Source organism: Microbacterium sp. NPDC080220 (assembly GCF_040686395.1).
GTDB lineage: Bacteria > Actinomycetota > Actinomycetes > Actinomycetales > Microbacteriaceae > Microbacterium > Microbacterium gawkjiense.
The window spans coordinates 174,542-190,333 of record NZ_JBFBOP010000004.1 but is presented as its reverse complement, the minus strand read 5'-3'; the positions used below and the strand labels follow the sequence as shown (position 1 = coordinate 190,333).

The following is a 15,792-nucleotide window of genomic DNA, read 5'->3' as shown; positions in this document are numbered from 1 at the left end:
CGCGCCCGCCGAGGGAAGCACGTGACAACTGCCGCTGTCGAAGCGAAGAACCTGTTCAAAGTCTTCGGACGCAATCCCGCCCAGGCCGTCAAGCGCCTGAAGGCGGGAGAACGCCGGGACGCCGTCCGCGATGGGGGCACCGCCGCCGTGATCGACGCGAGCTTCCGCGTCGAGAAGGGCGAAATCTTTGTGATCATGGGTCTGTCGGGGTCGGGCAAGTCCACCATCATCCGCATGCTCAACGGGCTGCACGACGCGACCGGCGGGGAGGTGCGCGTCCACGGCGAGCCGATCACCGGCATCCCGGCCGCGAAGCTGCGCGGCATCCGTCGTGAGCGCATCGCAATGGTGTTCCAGCACTTCGCCCTGCTGCCGCACCGCACCGTCGCCGCGAACGTCGCCTACCCGCTCGAGCTGCAGGGCGTCGGTAGAGCCGAGCGCCTCGCCAAGGCCGAGGAGATCCTCGCCCTCGTCGGCCTCGAGGGCTGGGGCGACAAGCTGCCCTCGGCGCTGTCGGGCGGGATGCAGCAGCGCGTCGGGATCGCCCGCGCGCTCGCCGCCGACACCGACATCCTGCTGATGGACGAGGCGTTCAGCGCGCTCGACCCGCTCATCCGCCGCGAGATGCAGGAGCAGCTGCTCGAGCTGCAGCAGACCCTGCAGAAGACGATCATCTTCATCACGCACGACCTGAACGAGGCGATGTTCCTCGGCGACCGGATCGCGGTCATGCGCGACGGGCGCATCGTGCAGATCGGCACCCCCGAGGACATCCTCACCGACCCCGCCAACGACTACGTCGAGCAGTTCGTGCAGGACGTCGACCGCGCCCGCGTGCTCACGGCGGCGAACGTCATGGAGCGTCCGGGCTCGGTCTCGGTGACCGTGGCCGCCGGTCCCCGCACGGCGCTGCGCACCATGCGCGACGCCCGCATGGCCGCCGTCTACGTGACCGACCGCAGCCGCAAGCTCCTCGGCATGATCACCGACCGCGACGCGCTCAAGCTCGTCCGCCGCGGCGAGACGACCATCTCGTCGCTGCTGCGCCCCGTGCCGCAGGCGGTCGGCCGCGACGACGTCCTCATGGACCTGTTCTTCCCCGCCGCCGAGTCGCCGCTGCCGCTGGCGGTGACGGATGCCGAGGGTCGCCTCGTCGGCGTCATCCCGCGCATCACGCTCCTCACCGCGCTGGGCTCCTCGACGACCGAGACGACCGAAATCCCCGTCATCCTCGACCCGGTGCCGGGCGCCGAGATCGACGCAGCCCTCGCAGGTGCCTCCGGCGAAGGCCCGGCATCCGACGCGGAGGTGGTGCGCTGATGGATGGTTTCCGCATCCCCGTCGGCGAATGGGCCGACGCCGCCGTCGACTGGATCCGCGACACGCTCGGATGGCTGCTCTCGTTCATCTCGACGGTGGTCGGTTGGCTGGTCGACACGCTCGCCGACGGGCTGCTCGCGCTGCCCATCGTCGTCGCGATCGTGCTGTTCGCCGCACTCGCCTGGCTGCTGCGCTCGTGGCGTTTCGCGATCGGCACCGTGATCGGCTTCGTGCTGATCCTGGGCGTCGGTCAGTGGGTGACCGCGATGCAGACCCTCGCTCTCGTGCTCGTCGCGGCGCTCATCGCCGTCGTCATCGCGGTGCCCGTCGGCATCGCGGCGGCGCGCAGCGACGCGTTCAGCGCCGCCATCCGCCCGGTGCTCGATCTCATGCAGAGCATGCCGGCGTTCGTCTACCTGATCCCGGCGATCGTCTTCTTCAGCATCGGCGTGGTACCCGGCGTGATCGCGACCGTGATCTTCGCGCTGCCCCCGGGCGTGCGACTCACCGAGCTCGGCATCCGCGGAGTGGACAACGAGACCGTCGAGGCCGGCCACGCCTTCGGTGCGACGCCCGGCCAGATCCTGCGCGGCGTACAGCTGCCGCTAGCGATGCCCAGCATCATGGCGGGCGTCAACCAGCTCATCATGCTCGCCCTGTCGATGGCGGTCATCGCCGGCATCGCCGGCGCCGACGGTCTCGGCAAGGAGATCGTCCAGGCGATGTCGACAGTCAACATCGCGAAGGGCGTCGAGGCCGGCCTCAGCGTCGTCATCCTCGCCGTCTACCTCGACCGTCTCACTGGGGCGCTCGGCGCGCTGAAGAACCAGCGCGGCTCGCTCCTCGGCGCGATCGCGCGTCGCCGGGGACCCGGTCAGAAGGGCGGCGAGACGTCGCATCCTCGGGATGCTGCGCAGGATGCCGCCACCGAGGCGGAGCGCGAGCAGGCGTCGCCTCGCCGGGCGCCGATCGCCACGGGCGGCATCTGACCCCACACACGTGCGGCCTCGGTCGCACGGTCCGGTTGCACCCGGACCTGCACGATACGGAACCAGCAATCACATACGGAAGGCACTTCATGAACAAGCGACACCTGACCGGCATCCTCGCGATCGGCGCCACGGCATCCCTCGCGCTGGCCGGCTGCGCCAGCGGCAACCAGGCCGAGGGCGGTTCGAACGAGGGAGGGGACGAGAGCCTCGGCACGATCACCCTCGGCTTCCTGCCCTCGTGGACCGACGGCCTCAGCACCGCGTACCTGCTCGAGGACCAGCTCGAGAAGATCGGCTACACGGTCGAGATGCAGGAGCTCACCGAGGCGGGCCCGCTGTACGCCGGCCTCGCGCAGGGCGACGTCGACATCTACCCGTCGGCCTGGCCCGAGCTGACCCACAAGTCCTACATGGACGAGTACGGCGACCAGATCGAGGACCTCGGCTCGTACTACGACGGTGCCAAGCTCACCATCGCGGTTCCCGAGTACGTCGACATCGACTCGATCGAGGATCTGAAGGCGAACGCCGACCGCTTCGGCGGCAAAATCTACGGCATCGAGCCCGGGGCCGGCCTGACGGCGCAGACGCAGGACTCCATGATCCCCGAGTACGACCTCGGCGACAGCTACGAGCTCGTCACCTCGTCCACCGCGGCGATGCTGACCGAGCTCGACAGCGCGATCGCTGCCGAGCGCGACATCGTCGTGACGTCGTGGCGGCCGTTCTGGGCCAACGACCGGTACGGCCTGAAGGACCTCGAAGACCCGAAGGGTGCGATGGGCGAGGCCGAGGCGCTGCACTTCCTCGGCACGGACGGCTTCGCCGAGGAGTACCCCGAGGCTGCGGAGTACATCGCCGGCATCGCCCTCGACGACGAGCAGTACGCCTCGCTCGAGGACATGGTCGTCAACGAGTACGGCGAGGGCAAGGAAGCCGAGGCCGTCGACGCCTGGCTCGAGGCCAACCCCGACGCCTACGACACGATCGTCACCGACTGACCGTCGGCGACGTCAGGGGGATCCGGCTGCGGCCGGGTCCCCTTCGTCGTTCGGACGCTGCGTCAGCGGCTGGGCGACCTTCTTCTCCAGCACCTCGACCGCCTCGTCCGACAGGGCGATGAGCCCGTCGACCTCCTCGCGCACGCGCTGGTAGGCGAGGTGGCGCTCGGCGGGGGTGGCGGCTTCGTCGGTCGCGACGGCGAGCATGCGGGATGCCGTCGCGAGACGCTTGCGCTCCGCGTCGGTCAACCCGGAGTCGCGCACCCGACGGGCCTCGCGCTCGGCGAGGTCGAAGGCGACCTCGAAGTCGGTGACGGCGCGACGGTACTCGCGCACCTGGTCGGCCGGGGGCTTGACGCTGTCGGCCGGTCGCGCGCGGTCGGCGACCTTCTTGGCGCGCAGGAACCCGGCGGTGAGCGGGTCGCGGCCGTCGCTCATCGACGGGAAGGCGATGAGCTTGGCGACGTCGAGCTCGTAGTCCAGCCAGCGATGCGTGACCTCGTCGTGCACGGCTCGCAGGTCGTCGAGCTGATCGGCGAGGGACTGCGACGGCGCCTCGACCTCGGCCGCGGAGGCCGAGCCGACGCCGCGCTTCGCGGCGGCGCGGGCGGCGGTGAGCTCGGCTTTCGCCTTCATGATCTCGAGACGGTGCTTGTGCCGACGCTTCGAGGCGGCGGCGAACGATCCGCTGGCGGCCGAGGCGAGTCCGAAGAGCGGGAACACGAGCCACCAGTAGTTGCCGGCGAAGGCCCAGAATCCGTCCACCCGCTACAGCTTAGGTGCGGGGACGATCGTCACGACCGCCGCGGCGCGACCGGTAGGCGTCGAGAGCGGATGCCGCGCCCTCGGCCGCGCGCGTGATCCCGTCGACCGAGCGGGCGATCGCCTCACCGGCGATGACCGTCCAGACGGGTGCGGAGGGTGCGTCGGTCGGGGCGTCGTCGGGTCGGTGCCCGGCGCGGCGCCACGCCTCCTGCTCGGCGGCGGTGAAAGCGCGGCCCACCTCGTCGACGGCGGACCGGTAGGCGGTGAACTGGTCGGGGGTGAGCTTCGCGGTGGGGGATGCCGGGCGCAGCTCGCGGGCGATGCCCTCGAGGCGCAGGAACTCGGCCGTCGCGGGTACGCGCACGTCGCTCATCGCGGGGAAGGCGAGGCGGCGGGCGGCATCCGTCTCGTACTCCATCCAGCGCGCGGCGATCGCGTCGTGGGCGGCCATGAGGCGCGCGAGGGGGAGGTGCTTCGGGTCGGTGCCGCGGGCGGGGACGGCGGCGCGCTCGGCGCCCACACGGGCGCGCGCGACACGGATGGTCGCGGTCGCCGCGGCCTTCGCGCGCTGGGCGGTCTCGAGCGCGCGGCGCGCGGCGCGGACGTCGTCGGGGCGGGCGCGGCCGGCGGCACGCTCGGCTTCGGCGCGGACGAGCTCGGCCTGCGCGACACGCGCCGCAGCGCGGGCGCCGACCGCGTCGGAGCGGGCCTGCTGCAGTTCGCGCTGCGCCGCGGTCAGGCCGAGGCGCCGCGCGCGGGTGATGCGCCCGCGTCGCACGCCGAGGACGCTGACCGCGCCGGCGCCGACCGCGGCGGGCGCGACCCACCAGAACTCCGCCACCGCGGCCCCGATCGCGACGACCCAGAGCTGCATGCCGCCATGCTAGCCGCGACCGGTGGGTGCGCTCCCAGGTCGCGCTCAGCGCACGCGGCGTGCGCCCGAGAACCGGGTGACCACCCCGGGGTGCCGGGCCGGCATCGCGAGCACCGAGTCGGGTGCGCGGTCCGCGAGGCCGGGGAAGCCGGCATCCGCGAGCAGGCCGTCGTCGAGACGGCCGACCGTCGCGCGGACGATCGGCCACGGCTCGTGCTCGTTCGCGGCCCAGATCGTCCGGCCGAGGTGCCGTTCGTGGAAGCCCCAGCGCGCCGTGAGGAACCGGCTCAGCTCGTCGTCGACGGCCTCGGTTCCGGGGGTGACGCGGATGCGGGTGCGCACCCGATCCCCGAATCCCGGATGCCGCCGCGACGCGTACTCGATCGCGTCGCCGTCCGTCCGCGTCGCCGCCTTCGCCCAGCGGTAGGGGAGCCCGAACACGGCGCGCGCGCCGAGGACCGGCAGGAGGTGCTCGGCCTCGAGCGTCTGGAAGACGACGCCGCGGCGACCGTCGGCATCCCGCGCGTACGTCCGGACGTTGATCTCGACGAACCGCCCCACGAACGGGACCGGGGGCAGCGGCAGGAACCGGAACTCGCTGAGGACGAACGGGATGAGGCCCACCCACGCCGACCCGTCGAACACGTCGGGTTCGGTGCCCGGCGGCAGCAGCGGCGCGACCTGCGACGGGTCGACGCGCCAGTGCAGGAAGCACGCCCCGCTCCAGCGCTGCTGCAGCACCGCACGGCCGGGAAGGGCGGGAGCGGTGGCGTCCATGACCCGGGTCAGCCGAACAGGAGCGTGAGCACGGTCGCGCCGCCGCCCACGAGCACCATCGAGATGATCACGGTCCACGCGATCACCTTCGTGCGGGCGCGCCTGCGCCCGACGAAATCGGCGTACTCCGGGTCGTCGCTCACGCGGGGACCTCGTCGACGATCGGGCCGAAGGCGGCGGGCAGCGTCGCCTTCGCGACGCGTCGCAGCTCGGGCACCGGGATCGAGAAGACATCCTGGATCTCGAGCGACGACTGCTCGCCCTCGGGGGCCGAGTCGGTGACGCCGATGCGCAGCACAGGGTAACCGCGACCCTCGCACAGGCCGCGGAACTTCACGTCCTCCTCGCGCGGGACCGAGACGATGACGCGGCCGGTCGACTCGCTGAAGAGGGCGGTCGCGGCATCCACCCCGTCGCGCTCCATGATCTCGCGCAGCCACACGCGGGCACCGACGCCGAACCGCGTCGTCGCCTCGGCGAGGGCCTGCGCCAGACCGCCGGCCGAGAGGTCATGCGCGCTCGAGACGAGCATCTCGTCGCGCGCGGCCTGCAGCAGGCCCGCGAGCGTCTTCTCGCCGGCGAGGTCGACCTTCGGCGGACGACCGCCGAGGTGACCGTGGACGGTGTCGGCCCAGGCCGAGCCGTCGAGCTCGGTGGAGGTCGTGCCGAGCAGGTAGATGTTCTCGCCGGCATCCTGCCAGCCGCTCGGGATGCGGCGGGCGACGTCGTCGATGATGCCCAGCACGCCGACCACGGGGGTCGGGAAGATGGGCTGGTCGCCGGTCTGGTTGTAGAAGCTGACGTTGCCGCCCGTGACCGGGACGCCGAGCTCGAAGCAGGCGTCGGCGAGACCGTCGACGGCCTGCCCGAACTGCCACATGACCTCGGGGTTCTCGGGGCTGCCGAAGTTGAGGCAGTCGGTGACCGCCGTCGGCTGGGCGCCCGTGACGGCGACGTTGCGGTATGCCTCGGCGAGGGCGAGCTGCGCACCCGCGTACGGGTCGAGCTGGCAGTAGCGGCCGTTGCAGTCGGTCGCGATCGCGAAGCCGAGACCGGACTCCTCGTCGACGCGGATCATGCCGGCGTCGTCGGGGAAGCTGAGGGCCGTGTTGCCCATGACGTAATAGTCGTACTGGTTCGTGACCCACGACGTGTCGGCGAGGTTGGGGCTGCCGAGCAGCTGCAGGAACTGCGTGCGGAGGACCTCGGGATCGTCGCTGCGCTCGAGCGCGGCGGCCGAGTCGTCGCGCAGCGCGTCGATCCACGTCGGGTAGGCGACGGGGCGCTCGTAGACGGGGCCGTCGACCGCGACGGTCGAGGGGTCGACGTCGACGATCTGCTCGCCGTGCCAGAAGATCTGCAGGCGGCCGTCACCGGTGACCTCGCCGAGGACGCTCGTCTCGACATCCCACTTCTGCACAACGGCGAGGAACGCGTCGAGCTTCTCGGGAGCGACGATCGCCATCATGCGCTCCTGGCTCTCGCTCATGAGGATCTCCTCGGGCGTGAGCGAGGGGTCGCGCAGCAGCACCTTCTCGAGGTCGACGCGCATGCCCGAACCGCCGTTGGCGGCCAGCTCGCTCGTCGCGCACGAGATGCCGGCGGCGCCGAGGTCCTGGATCGCCTCGACCAGCTCGCCCTGGTACAGCTCGAGGCAGCACTCGATGAGCACCTTCTCGGCGAACGGGTCGCCGACCTGCACGGCGGGACGCTTGGTGGGGCCGCCGTCGGCGAAGGTGTCGGATGCCAGGATCGACGCGCCGCCGATGCCGTCGCCGCCCGTGCGGGCGCCGAAGAGGACGACCTTGTTGCCGGCGCCGGTGGCGTTGGCGAGCTTGATGTCCTCGTGGCGGAGGACGCCGACCGCGAGCGCGTTGACGAGCGGGTTGCCCTGGTAGACCTTGTCGAAGACGGTCTCGCCGCCGATGTTGGGCAGGCCGAGGCAGTTGGCGTAGAAGCTGATGCCGCTGACGACGCCGTGCACGACGCGGGCGGTGTCGGGGTCGTCGATGTCGCCGAAGCGCAGCTGGTCCATGACGGCGACGGGGCGCGCGCCCATCGAGATGATGTCGCGGACGATGCCGCCGACGCCCGTCGCGGCCCCCTGGAACGGCTCGATGTAACTCGGGTGGTTGTGGGACTCGACCTTGAAGGTGACGGCCCAGCCCTCGCCGACGTCCACGACGCCGGCGTTCTGGCCCATGCCGACCATGAGCCGTTCCTTCATCTCGTCCGAGACCTTCTGGCCGAAGCGGCGCAGGTAGATCTTCGAGGACTTGTAGGAGCAGTGCTCGCTCCACATGACGGAGTACATCGCCAGCTCGCCCGAGGTGGGGCGGCGGCCGAGGATCTCGCGGATCTTGTCGTACTCGTCAGGCTTGAGGCCGAGCGCCGCGTACGGCTGCTCCTTCTCCGGCGTGGCGACGGCGTTCTGGACAGTGTCTGCGACGGGGGTGCTCACGCGGCTGGGCTCCAAGACTCGGGATGCCGGGGGACGCCCCCATCCTATCGGCGGGGCACCCGCATCCCGTCGTATACGGGTCGGGCCCGTAGCGATACGCTGACGCCGTCAGCTCGGCGCACTCCTGGGGGAACACATGTCGACAGCACCGCGTCGAGGGCGCCTCATCACGACGGCCGGCGTCGGCGTCATCCTTCTCGCGGCGACACCGATGCTCGCGGGATGCTCCGAGGTGGTGTTCGCGGTCGCCCGCGGGATGGCGCAGGCGGAGAAGGGCCCGACCGCAGCGCCGGAGGACGATGACCCGGCGTCGCACCTGCAGGTCAGCGTGAGCGGGCTCGAGGTGGGGGACTGCTTCGACGAGCCCGAGCCGGACGAGTCGACCCCCGAGTGGAGCTCGGCGGTCTATCCGGTGTCGTGCGACGACCCGCACATGTTCGAGCTGTACGCCGACACCGACATCCCGGAGTCGCTGTTGCCCGCGGGCGAGTACCCCGGCGACGAGGCGGTCTGGGACGCTGCCGACACCGTCTGCTACTCGGCGTTCGAGGACTACGTCGGTGAAACGTACGAGGACTCGTTCCTCGAGTTCTGGTCGTACACCCCGACCGAGGCGTCGTGGAAGTACGACGATCGTCGGGTGCTCTGCGTCGTCTTCGACGAGGACGGGATGCTCACCGGCAGCGCCGAGGGCAGCGGGGCGGAGTCGTCCTAGTCCTCAGCGCCGGGCTCGTCCGTCTCGCTCGGGTCGGAGTCGATGACGCCGATGCCGACGGCGTGGTGGCTGGGTTCCTCATCCTGCTGCGGGGGAGCCTTCGGCTCTTCGCCGGGCTCCTTGGCGACGCTGGGCTCCTCGAGCTCGTCGGTGTCGGGCATCTCCTCGGGGTCGGCGTGCTCGGTGCCTTCCTGATCGGTGCCTTCGTTCTCGGTGCCTTCGTTGTCGGCCATGGCGGCTCCTTCCGTTGGTCTTACTGTGCGGGTGGGATGCCGCGGTCGCGACGGTCTTGACGGCCCTCGTGTCGGTGGGTAGGCCTAGGCTGACCGGATGGATCCGATCGAGCGTCTGCGGGAACGTGAGCGTGAGTTGCGCGCGCAGCTCGCCCGGCTCGATGCGGATGATGCGGCGCTGCGGGTCGACCGGTCGGACGCGACGGCGGATGACGAGCACGACCCCGAGGGCTCGACGCTGTCGGGTGAGTGGCAGCGCGTCGACGCCTTACGGGCCTCGACGCGGGACGAGTTGACGCAGGTGGCGACGGCGTTGGCGCGGGTGGATGCCGGGACCTACGGCGTCTGCGAACGGTGCGGACGACCGATCCCCGAGGCGCGACTCGAGGTGCGCCCGCAAGCGACGATGTGCGTCGCGTGCGCGTCGATCGGCTGACCGCAGCCGCCTTCGTTGGTCGGCGCTTCGCGGCGTTCGGGGAACGCGCGGTAGGGCGCGGTCTTCGTCGCCGGGCGGAAGGCGGCCGGTTTCCCGCACGCCGCACGGGCATGCGGGTCTCGCCGGGCATCGCGCGAGCGCCGGACTGACTGCGATGCGTCGGGGTGGATGCTGCTGCCGCAACACGACGCGCGCCGTGGGTGACGTCAGAAGGGTGCGGGTTCCGCTGGTGCGGTCGGCGGTGATGGTGGTGCGGCAGGGGTGAAGGCGACTGCCGGGGCGGGGGCGTCTTCGCGGTAGGTCCTGCCGAGGGGTGAGGTCCATTCGAGGACGCCACCCTTCAGTTGTCGGACTCTCCAGGCGGTGAACTGCTTCATCGAATGGTGCCGTTGGCACAAGTGCGCCAAGTTGGTGAGTTCGGTGCGGCCGCCGAGGGCGTGGTCGTGGGTGTGGTCGACTTCGCAGCGGATGGCCGCGACGCGGCATCCGGGGAACCGGCAGTGCTGATCACGGGTTTGCAGGAACCGGCGCATCCCCGACGGGACACGGTACGAATCTGTCGACACCGTGACCCCGGTGGTGGGGTCGTGGAACAGGCGCTCCCAGACGCGGGTGCCGCCGGCGAGCGTCCGCGCGGTTGCGGGGTCGATAGGGGAGCGCCCGGTCAGGTCGCAGGGCCCGTCGTCCTGACCGGTGAGTGTCGCTGCGGGGATGAGTACCTGCACGCGAGCGCGGATCGCGCCCAGCGGACCGGCGGTGGTGTCGCGGGTGTCGTCGAGGGCTGGGGTTCCCGCGAGGAGCATATCCGCGAACACGTCCGCCCGGACCTGGTCGATGGAGCGCTGGTCAGTGGCGACGATGGCTGCGGCATCGTCGCTGTCGCTGTGCGCCGTGGCTGCTTCCCCGAACGCGACACCAGCCCCGCCGTGCGCAGCGGCGCGCTCGTCGCGGGTGTCGATGATCGCCCTCGCTTGCTGGGTGAGTCGGTCGTGGATGCCCTCGGCGATCACCGTCGAGACGGTTGCGACCACGTCGGACATTCCGTCTCGGCCCGACACGATCCGGACGCACCGCGTCGCGGCGGCATCCTCGTGCCGCTCCGCGAACGAGCGGGGATGCATCCGGTGGGCGAGGATCTCGAGCTCTCCTCGCACACGGTTCGGGGTGTCCTTCTCGCATCGGCTGATCGCGAGCTGTTCGAACTCGGACCACATCTCCGCCGGCAGACTCGTCCCGGTCTCGAGAATCGCGATCGCGTGCCCGCGGACGATCCGCCCCTGCTCCCACGCCTCGACCGTCGCGGGAAACCCTTCGATCATGGTTCGTGCTTCACCGATCCGGCGTTGCACGGTCCGATCGGTGACACGCATGACCCCGCCCACCTCGGCCGCGATCGACCGCAGCGCCATGTCATGGACCTGGACGCGGGCGTTGCGCTGCGCGGTCTGCACCTCCGCCAACCGGCCCGCCGCAGCCAGCGCGCGAAGTTCCTCGATCTGCGCGGCGGCGATCCGCCGGGCCGCGGAATCGACGTCCGCGACGACACCCGCCAGGGCGGCGAGATAGTCCTCGCCACCGGGGGTTTCCGCCGCATCCGTCATACCTGCACTCTGCCACGGACCACCGACATCGATTCCTGACGGAACCACTCCCGGCAGAACGGATACTCGCCCGGGTGGCGAGAATCCTCGCCTCCGTCGACGCCGCGTCTTCAGGCCGCCTTCGCTAGGACACCCGGAGCGACAAACCCTGAGGGCCCTGCCCGGGTGGCAAATATCCTCGCCCCCGTCGACGCCGCGTCTCTCAGCATTCACGGCCGGGGCGGAACCGCAGGGTCGGGCGCGTCGGGGCTGCCGGCTGCGTCGGGGCCTCCGGCTGTGTCTGCTGCTGGAGGGTGCGCATGGCCTCCTCCGCCTGAGCAGCGACGGACGGAGCGCCCTTCGCGCGCTCTGCGATCTTCGGAGCCTCCTCCTCGCCCTTCGTCGGGATGGCTTCCCATCGCTGCTGCATCGGCTTGATGAGTCCGCCGCCGGCGCCGACGATGATGACGCCCGCGATGATGGCCAGGACGGCGATCAGAATGGGGCTCGTGACCGAGGTGGCCACGTCGATCTGGTTCAGCGCGGCGGTGACGCCGAGGAAGATGATGAACACGGCGGCGATGTTCGCGAGGGCTGAGGCGATGGCGGCGGCCTGACATCGACTCCGTAGCCGCCCCTTGACGCGGGGCATCCGCTGCCCTAACGTACAACCAAATGGTTGCACAAACGGAGCTCAGCGACGATCGGATCGACCGTGTCTTCCACGCCCTCGCGACGGCGACGCGGCGCGACATCTTGCGCCGCACGTTGCAGCGCGAGCAGTCCGTGTCCGCACTCGCGGCCGACTACGACATGTCGTTCGCGGCGGTGCAGAAGCACATCGCGGTGCTCGAGGCGGCCGAGCTCGTCGTCAAACGCGCCGAGGGTCGCGAGCGACTCGTCCGAGCGGACCCCGCGATGATCGCCCGCGCCCGCGCGCTGCTCGCCCAGTACGAAGACCTGTGGCGCGCGCGCATCGACCGCCTCGATGCGCTGCTGGCCGAACCCGAACCCCAGAACTGACCGACCGTCCACCGAAGGAGAAGGACATGCCCGTCACCGACATCACCACCGACACCGAGAACCTCACGATGACGCTCATCGCCGACGTCGACGCCCCCGTCGACCGGCTGTGGCGCGCGTTCACCCAGCCGCGTCAGCTCGAGCGGTTCTGGGGCCCTCCCGGCTGGCCGGCGACCTTCACCGAGTTCGACTTCACGGTCGGCGGTCGCGCCCGGTACGCGATGACGAGCCCGCAGGGCGAGAAATCCCGTGGCACGTGGGAGTTCCTCGCCATCGACGAGGGCCGCAGCTTCGAGGTGCTCGACGCGTTCGCCGACGAGGACGGACAGCCGATCGCCGAGTTCCCGTCGATGCGGATGGTCTTCTCGTTCGCCGAGACCGCCGGCGGTTCGCGCCTCTCGAACGTCACGTACTTCACCTCCGCCGAGGCGCTCGAACAGGTCGTCGCGATGGGCGCCGTCGAAGGCTCCCGCATGGCGATGGACCAGCTCGACACCGTGCTCCACGGCCTGCGCGAGTGGTTCCAGGGCAAGGGCACGAACGTCGAGCTGCTCGACGACACCCACGTGCGCATCACGCGCCTCGTCGAGGGGCCCCGCGATCTCGTGTGGCGTGCCCACCACGATCCGGAACTTCTGAAGAAGTGGATGCTGGGCCCCGACGGCTGGTCGATGGTCGAGTGCGTCGTCGGCGACACCTACCGGTACGTGTGGGAGGAGGGCGGAAACCCCGAGAGCCGCTTCGGCTTCGAGGGCGAGACCCTCCTCGACGACGAACCCCGCCGCTCGGTCAGCACGGAGAAGATGATCGGCATGGACGGCCCGTCGACGACCAACGACCTGCAGTTCTACGAGGAGGACGGCGCCACCCTGCTGACACTCCTCATCGAGTACCCCGACAAGGAGACGCGCGACATGATCCTCGCCACCGGCATGGCCGACGGTATGGAGACCTCCTATGCCCGCCTCGAGAGCGAGGTGCTGCAGGCGGCCTGACCGGGTGCGCAACGGCGCGCCGCGGGGCGGGCCGCGGCATCGTCAGGCTCAGGCGCGGGCGAGGGCGTCCTCGAGCGCGACCCACGCGAGCATCGCGCACTTCACGCGCGCCGAGAACTTCGAGACCCCCGAGAGCGCCGCCGCGTCCGCAAAGGTCTCCTCGTCGAGCGGGATCGCGCCGCGTGAGCGCAGCGCCTCGCGGAAGCCGTCGATGAGCTTCACGGCATCCTCCCGCGGCAGTCCGTCGTCGCCGCCGTCCTCCTCGATCAGCGCCGCGAGCATCGAGGCGGACGCCTGCGAGATCGAGCAGCCCGACCCCTCCCAGGACAGGTCGGTGATGCGCTCGCCCGCGTCGTCGACGCGCACGCGCAGCGTGATGTCGTCGCCGCACATCGGGTTGTGCTGGTGCGAGCTCGCCGTCCGCCCCTCCTCGGGGGACAGACCGCGCCCGTGCGGGTGCTTCGAGTGATCCAGGATGAGCTCCTGGTACAGCGAGTCGAGACCGTTCATGCGTCCACTCCGAAGTAGGAACGGATGCCGCCCACGGCATCCACCAGCGCATCGACGTCGTCGTCGGTGTTGTACAGCGAGGCCGACGCCCGGACGGACGCCGTCACCCCGAACCGCTTGTGCAGCGGCGCGGCGCAATGGTGCCCGACGCGCACGGCGATCCCCTGCGCGTCAAGGTACTGACCGGCATCGTGCGCGTGCACGCCGTCGACCGTGAAACTCCACAGGCCCACGCGCTCGGCGCCCTCGGCGTCTCCGAGCAGGCGGATGCCGGGGATGTCGACGAGCCCCTCGCGCATCCGCGCGGCCAGGCGCACCTCGTGCGCGTGCACGGCGGCCATGCCCGCATCCTCGAGGTACGACACCGCGGCGGCGAGTCCGATCGCGGGACCGATCGGCTGGGTCCCCGCCTCGAACCGCTGCGGCGGCGGCAGGTATCCCGCCTCGTCCAGCGTCACGGTCGTGATCATCGACCCGCCGGTGAGGAACGGGGGCAGCGCCTCGAGCACGTCGCTGCGGCCGTAGAGACCGCCGACGCCGTACGGGCCGAGCATCTTGTGCCCGCTGAAAACCGCGAGGTCCACCCCGAGCGCGGGCAGGTCGAGCCGCATGTGCGGAGCGGACTGGCACGCGTCGAGCACCGTCAGTGCGCCGACCTCCTGCGCGAGCGCGACGAGCTCGGCGACGGGGTTCACGATCCCGAGCACGTTCGACACGTGTGAGAACGCCACGATCCGGGTGCGCTCGCCGATGATCTGCGCGGCGGCATCCAGGTCGAGGCGGCCGTCGTCGTGCACGGGGATGTGGCGCAGCACGGCGCCGGTGCGCGCGGCGAGCTCCTGCCATGGGATGAGGTTCGCGTGGTGCTCCGCCTCGGTCGCGACGATCTCGTCGCCGGGCTGCAGCGCGAACCGAACGGATGCCGGTGCCCCCCGCCCGAGCGTCGCGTTGCCGATCGCGTACGCCACGAGGTTCAGTCCCATCGTCGCGCCGCTCGTCCACACGAGCTGCTCCTCGCGGGCGCCGACGAAGCGCGCGACCGTGGCCCGGGCATCCTCGAACAGGTCCGTCGCCTCGGCGGCGAGGGTGTGGGCGCCGCGGTGCACGGCCGCGTTGCTGCGGGTGAGGAAGTCGTACTCGGCCTGCAGCACCTGACGCGGCTTCTGGCTCGTCGCACCGGAGTCGAGGTAGACGAGCGGGTGCCCGTTCACCTCCTGCTGCAGGATCGGGAAGTCCGCGCGCAGCCGGGCAGCGTCGAGCGTCGCGGTCTCGGACAGGGCGGGAGAAGTCACCCCTCTAGGCTACGCCGGTGCGGGGTTCCGGGGCCGGTCGCCCCGGCTCAGAGCTCGGACCACGGGCGGTACGTGATGGAGACCACCGTCTCGTCGGCGGGGTCGGTGTTGACCCACGGCGAGTATCCGTCGAGCTCGGCGTCGTCCTCGGGTCCGTCGGCGCGATCGATCGCGAAGAAGAAACGCGGTTCGCCGTCGGGCATCTCGACCTCTTCGTCGGGTCCGAGGGCGCGGACGTCGTCGGCGGTGAGACCGATCGCGAGGTCGAACTCGGGCGTGACGGCGACGTCGCCCACCTCGTTCGCCGTGACCGAGACGTACGAGGGGACGAAGTACTCGTCGCGCGGCTTGCCGTCCTCCGTGACGATCATGTCGCGGAACATGAACCCCTCCCAGTCGTACGACGTGTAATCGGGGAAGTGCGAGCCGTCGCCCTCGTAGACCGATTCCGACGGCTCGGAGCCGAACGCGTCCGTGAGCGCCGCGACGGCAGCTTCCGCGTCGTCGCGCCACCCGTAGGCGTACAGCTCCGACCCGTCATCCGCGACGATCGTGAAGCCGTCCGCGCCCAGCAGGACCGCGCTCGCCGTCGGGTCCTCGGTCTGCGTCTCCGAGGGCGCGGGCGTGGGCGCCGCCGGGGACGGAGTGGATGCCTCGGGCGTCGGCGAGCCTGCTCCCGGCGCGGCGGCGGGGGCCGGCGCGCGGTTCAGCAGGAGCACGATCGCGATGACGGCCGCGATCGCGAGCACACCCGCGAACGTCAGGAGCGGGATGAGGTTGCGGGGACGCCGGGACTCTGCCATGGGCACATCATGGCA

Annotated in this window: 18 protein-coding genes; 7 read left to right on the top strand and 11 right to left on the bottom strand. The window is 70.9% G+C overall.

The genetic code is table 11. The features are described 5' to 3' along the window. The first annotated feature begins 21 nt into the window (after positions 1 to 21). From AB0P29_RS08615 to AB0P29_RS08605, 3 genes are all read left to right on the top strand, one after another. Entirely contained in the window at positions 22 to 1,320 is a 1,299-nt protein-coding gene (locus AB0P29_RS08615; protein ID WP_363379404.1) for a betaine/proline/choline family ABC transporter ATP-binding protein, read from the top strand. Further along, entirely contained in the window at positions 1,320 to 2,309 is a 990-nt protein-coding gene (locus AB0P29_RS08610; protein ID WP_363379403.1) for a proline/glycine betaine ABC transporter permease, read from the top strand. Before AB0P29_RS08615 ends, AB0P29_RS08610 begins: the two co-directional genes overlap by 1 nt. A gap of 89 nt (positions 2,310 to 2,398) precedes the next feature. After that, entirely contained in the window at positions 2,399 to 3,313 is a 915-nt protein-coding gene (locus tag AB0P29_RS08605) for a glycine betaine ABC transporter substrate-binding protein (protein WP_363379402.1), read from the top strand. 12 nt (positions 3,314 to 3,325) lie between these two features. Here AB0P29_RS08605 and AB0P29_RS08600 read toward each other — a convergent pair whose 3' ends face one another. From AB0P29_RS08600 to purL, 5 genes are read right to left on the bottom strand one after another with little or no spacing between them, the layout of a single operon-like run. After that, positions 3,326 to 4,078, bottom strand: coding sequence for a hypothetical protein (locus AB0P29_RS08600; RefSeq protein ID WP_363379401.1), 753 nt, complete (start codon positions 4,076 to 4,078; stop codon positions 3,326 to 3,328). Positions 4,079 to 4,088: 10 nt separating this feature from the next. After that, positions 4,089 to 4,952 carry a hypothetical protein gene (locus tag AB0P29_RS08595; RefSeq protein ID WP_363379400.1) on the bottom strand — a complete coding sequence of 288 codons (864 nt, stop codon included), beginning with the start codon at positions 4,950 to 4,952 and terminating at the stop codon, positions 4,089 to 4,091. 45 nt (positions 4,953 to 4,997) lie between these two features. Next, the gene (locus AB0P29_RS08590; protein ID WP_363379399.1) at positions 4,998 to 5,729 is read right to left on the bottom strand and encodes a DUF2071 domain-containing protein; all 732 of its coding nucleotides are present in this window, start codon (positions 5,727 to 5,729) and stop codon (positions 4,998 to 5,000) included. Between the two features lie 8 nt (positions 5,730 to 5,737). Beyond that, positions 5,738 to 5,872 carry a hypothetical protein gene (locus AB0P29_RS08585; protein ID WP_308210393.1) on the bottom strand — a complete coding sequence of 45 codons (135 nt, stop codon included), beginning with the start codon at positions 5,870 to 5,872 and terminating at the stop codon, positions 5,738 to 5,740. After that, a complete protein-coding gene (gene purL, locus AB0P29_RS08580; protein WP_253034884.1) occupies positions 5,869 to 8,190 on the bottom strand; it encodes a phosphoribosylformylglycinamidine synthase subunit PurL in 2,322 nt (773 codons plus the stop codon). The genes AB0P29_RS08585 and purL overlap by 4 nt, the downstream gene beginning before the upstream one ends. A 136-nt stretch (positions 8,191 to 8,326) precedes the next feature. Between purL and AB0P29_RS08575 the strand changes: the two genes are divergently transcribed. Continuing rightward, on the top strand, positions 8,327 to 8,905 hold the full coding sequence (locus tag AB0P29_RS08575) for a septum formation family protein (RefSeq protein ID WP_363379398.1): 579 nt from the start codon (positions 8,327 to 8,329) through the stop codon (positions 8,903 to 8,905). On the opposite strand, the gene AB0P29_RS08570 is transcribed toward AB0P29_RS08575, so the two are convergent. Next, complete coding sequence (locus tag AB0P29_RS08570; protein WP_311286585.1) at positions 8,902 to 9,138, bottom strand: hypothetical protein; 237 nt, start codon at positions 9,136 to 9,138, stop codon at positions 8,902 to 8,904. The two genes, AB0P29_RS08575 and AB0P29_RS08570, sit on opposite strands and share 4 nt — an antisense overlap. 97 nt (positions 9,139 to 9,235) lie before the next feature. Here AB0P29_RS08570 and AB0P29_RS08565 point away from each other — a divergent pair, with 97 nt between their 5' ends. Then, entirely contained in the window at positions 9,236 to 9,574 is a 339-nt protein-coding gene (locus AB0P29_RS08565; protein WP_363379397.1) for a TraR/DksA C4-type zinc finger protein, read from the top strand. A gap of 206 nt (positions 9,575 to 9,780) precedes the next feature. Here AB0P29_RS08565 and AB0P29_RS08560 read toward each other — a convergent pair whose 3' ends face one another. Both AB0P29_RS08560 and AB0P29_RS08555 read right to left on the bottom strand, forming a co-directional pair. Then, positions 9,781 to 11,175, bottom strand: coding sequence for a DUF222 domain-containing protein (locus AB0P29_RS08560; protein ID WP_363379396.1), 1,395 nt, complete (start codon positions 11,173 to 11,175; stop codon positions 9,781 to 9,783). 202 nt (positions 11,176 to 11,377) lie between these two features. Then, positions 11,378 to 11,806 (bottom strand): hypothetical protein, encoded by a 429-nt coding sequence (locus AB0P29_RS08555; protein WP_363379395.1) that lies wholly within the window; start codon positions 11,804 to 11,806, stop codon positions 11,378 to 11,380. Between the two features lie 23 nt (positions 11,807 to 11,829). Between AB0P29_RS08555 and AB0P29_RS08550 the strand changes: the two genes are divergently transcribed. Next, a complete protein-coding gene (locus AB0P29_RS08550; RefSeq protein WP_363379394.1) occupies positions 11,830 to 12,177 on the top strand; it encodes a helix-turn-helix domain-containing protein in 348 nt (115 codons plus the stop codon). Between the two features lie 26 nt (positions 12,178 to 12,203). Then, positions 12,204 to 13,172: an SRPBCC family protein gene (locus AB0P29_RS08545; protein ID WP_363379393.1), complete on the top strand. Its 969-nt coding sequence runs from the start codon at positions 12,204 to 12,206 to the stop codon at positions 13,170 to 13,172. Positions 13,173 to 13,220: 48 nt separating this feature from the next. Here the strand turns inward: AB0P29_RS08545 and sufU are convergent, their stop codons facing one another. The 3 genes from sufU to AB0P29_RS08530 are packed head-to-tail and all read right to left on the bottom strand — an operon-like array spanning position 13,221 to position 15,777. After that, the gene (gene sufU / locus AB0P29_RS08540; protein ID WP_217529033.1) at positions 13,221 to 13,682 is read right to left on the bottom strand and encodes a Fe-S cluster assembly sulfur transfer protein SufU; all 462 of its coding nucleotides are present in this window, start codon (positions 13,680 to 13,682) and stop codon (positions 13,221 to 13,223) included. Then, positions 13,679 to 14,974, bottom strand: a complete 1,296-nt coding sequence (locus tag AB0P29_RS08535; RefSeq protein WP_363379392.1) for a SufS family cysteine desulfurase — start codon at positions 14,972 to 14,974, stop codon at positions 13,679 to 13,681. The genes sufU and AB0P29_RS08535 overlap by 4 nt, the downstream gene beginning before the upstream one ends. Positions 14,975 to 15,021: 47 nt before the next feature. Then, entirely contained in the window at positions 15,022 to 15,777 is a 756-nt protein-coding gene (locus tag AB0P29_RS08530) for a hypothetical protein (RefSeq protein ID WP_253034875.1), read from the bottom strand. Between the last annotated feature and the right edge of the window lie 15 nt (positions 15,778 to 15,792).

Excerpts from the sequence above, each read along its gene's own strand:
- AB0P29_RS08590 (WP_363379399.1), bottom strand. The coding sequence starts at position 5,729 with ATGGACGCCACCGCTCCCGCCCTTCCCGGCCGTGCGGTGCTGCAGCAG.
- AB0P29_RS08555 (WP_363379395.1), bottom strand. The coding sequence starts at position 11,806 with ATGCCCCGCGTCAAGGGGCGGCTACGGAGTCGATGTCAGGCCGCCGCC.
- AB0P29_RS08610 (WP_363379403.1), top strand. The coding sequence starts at position 1,320 with ATGGATGGTTTCCGCATCCCCGTCGGCGAATGGGCCGACGCCGCCGTC.
- AB0P29_RS08595 (WP_363379400.1), bottom strand. The coding sequence starts at position 4,952 with ATGCAGCTCTGGGTCGTCGCGATCGGGGCCGCGGTGGCGGAGTTCTGG.
- AB0P29_RS08605 (WP_363379402.1), top strand. The coding sequence starts at position 2,399 with ATGAACAAGCGACACCTGACCGGCATCCTCGCGATCGGCGCCACGGCA.
- AB0P29_RS08570 (WP_311286585.1), bottom strand. The coding sequence starts at position 9,138 with ATGGCCGACAACGAAGGCACCGAGAACGAAGGCACCGATCAGGAAGGC.
- AB0P29_RS08550 (WP_363379394.1), top strand. The coding sequence starts at position 11,830 with ATGGTTGCACAAACGGAGCTCAGCGACGATCGGATCGACCGTGTCTTC.
- sufU (WP_217529033.1), bottom strand. The coding sequence starts at position 13,682 with ATGAACGGTCTCGACTCGCTGTACCAGGAGCTCATCCTGGATCACTCG.
- AB0P29_RS08575 (WP_363379398.1), top strand. The coding sequence starts at position 8,327 with ATGTCGACAGCACCGCGTCGAGGGCGCCTCATCACGACGGCCGGCGTC.
- AB0P29_RS08565 (WP_363379397.1), top strand. The coding sequence starts at position 9,236 with ATGGATCCGATCGAGCGTCTGCGGGAACGTGAGCGTGAGTTGCGCGCG.
- AB0P29_RS08545 (WP_363379393.1), top strand. The coding sequence starts at position 12,204 with ATGCCCGTCACCGACATCACCACCGACACCGAGAACCTCACGATGACG.
- AB0P29_RS08530 (WP_253034875.1), bottom strand. The coding sequence starts at position 15,777 with ATGGCAGAGTCCCGGCGTCCCCGCAACCTCATCCCGCTCCTGACGTTC.
- AB0P29_RS08560 (WP_363379396.1), bottom strand. The coding sequence starts at position 11,175 with ATGACGGATGCGGCGGAAACCCCCGGTGGCGAGGACTATCTCGCCGCC.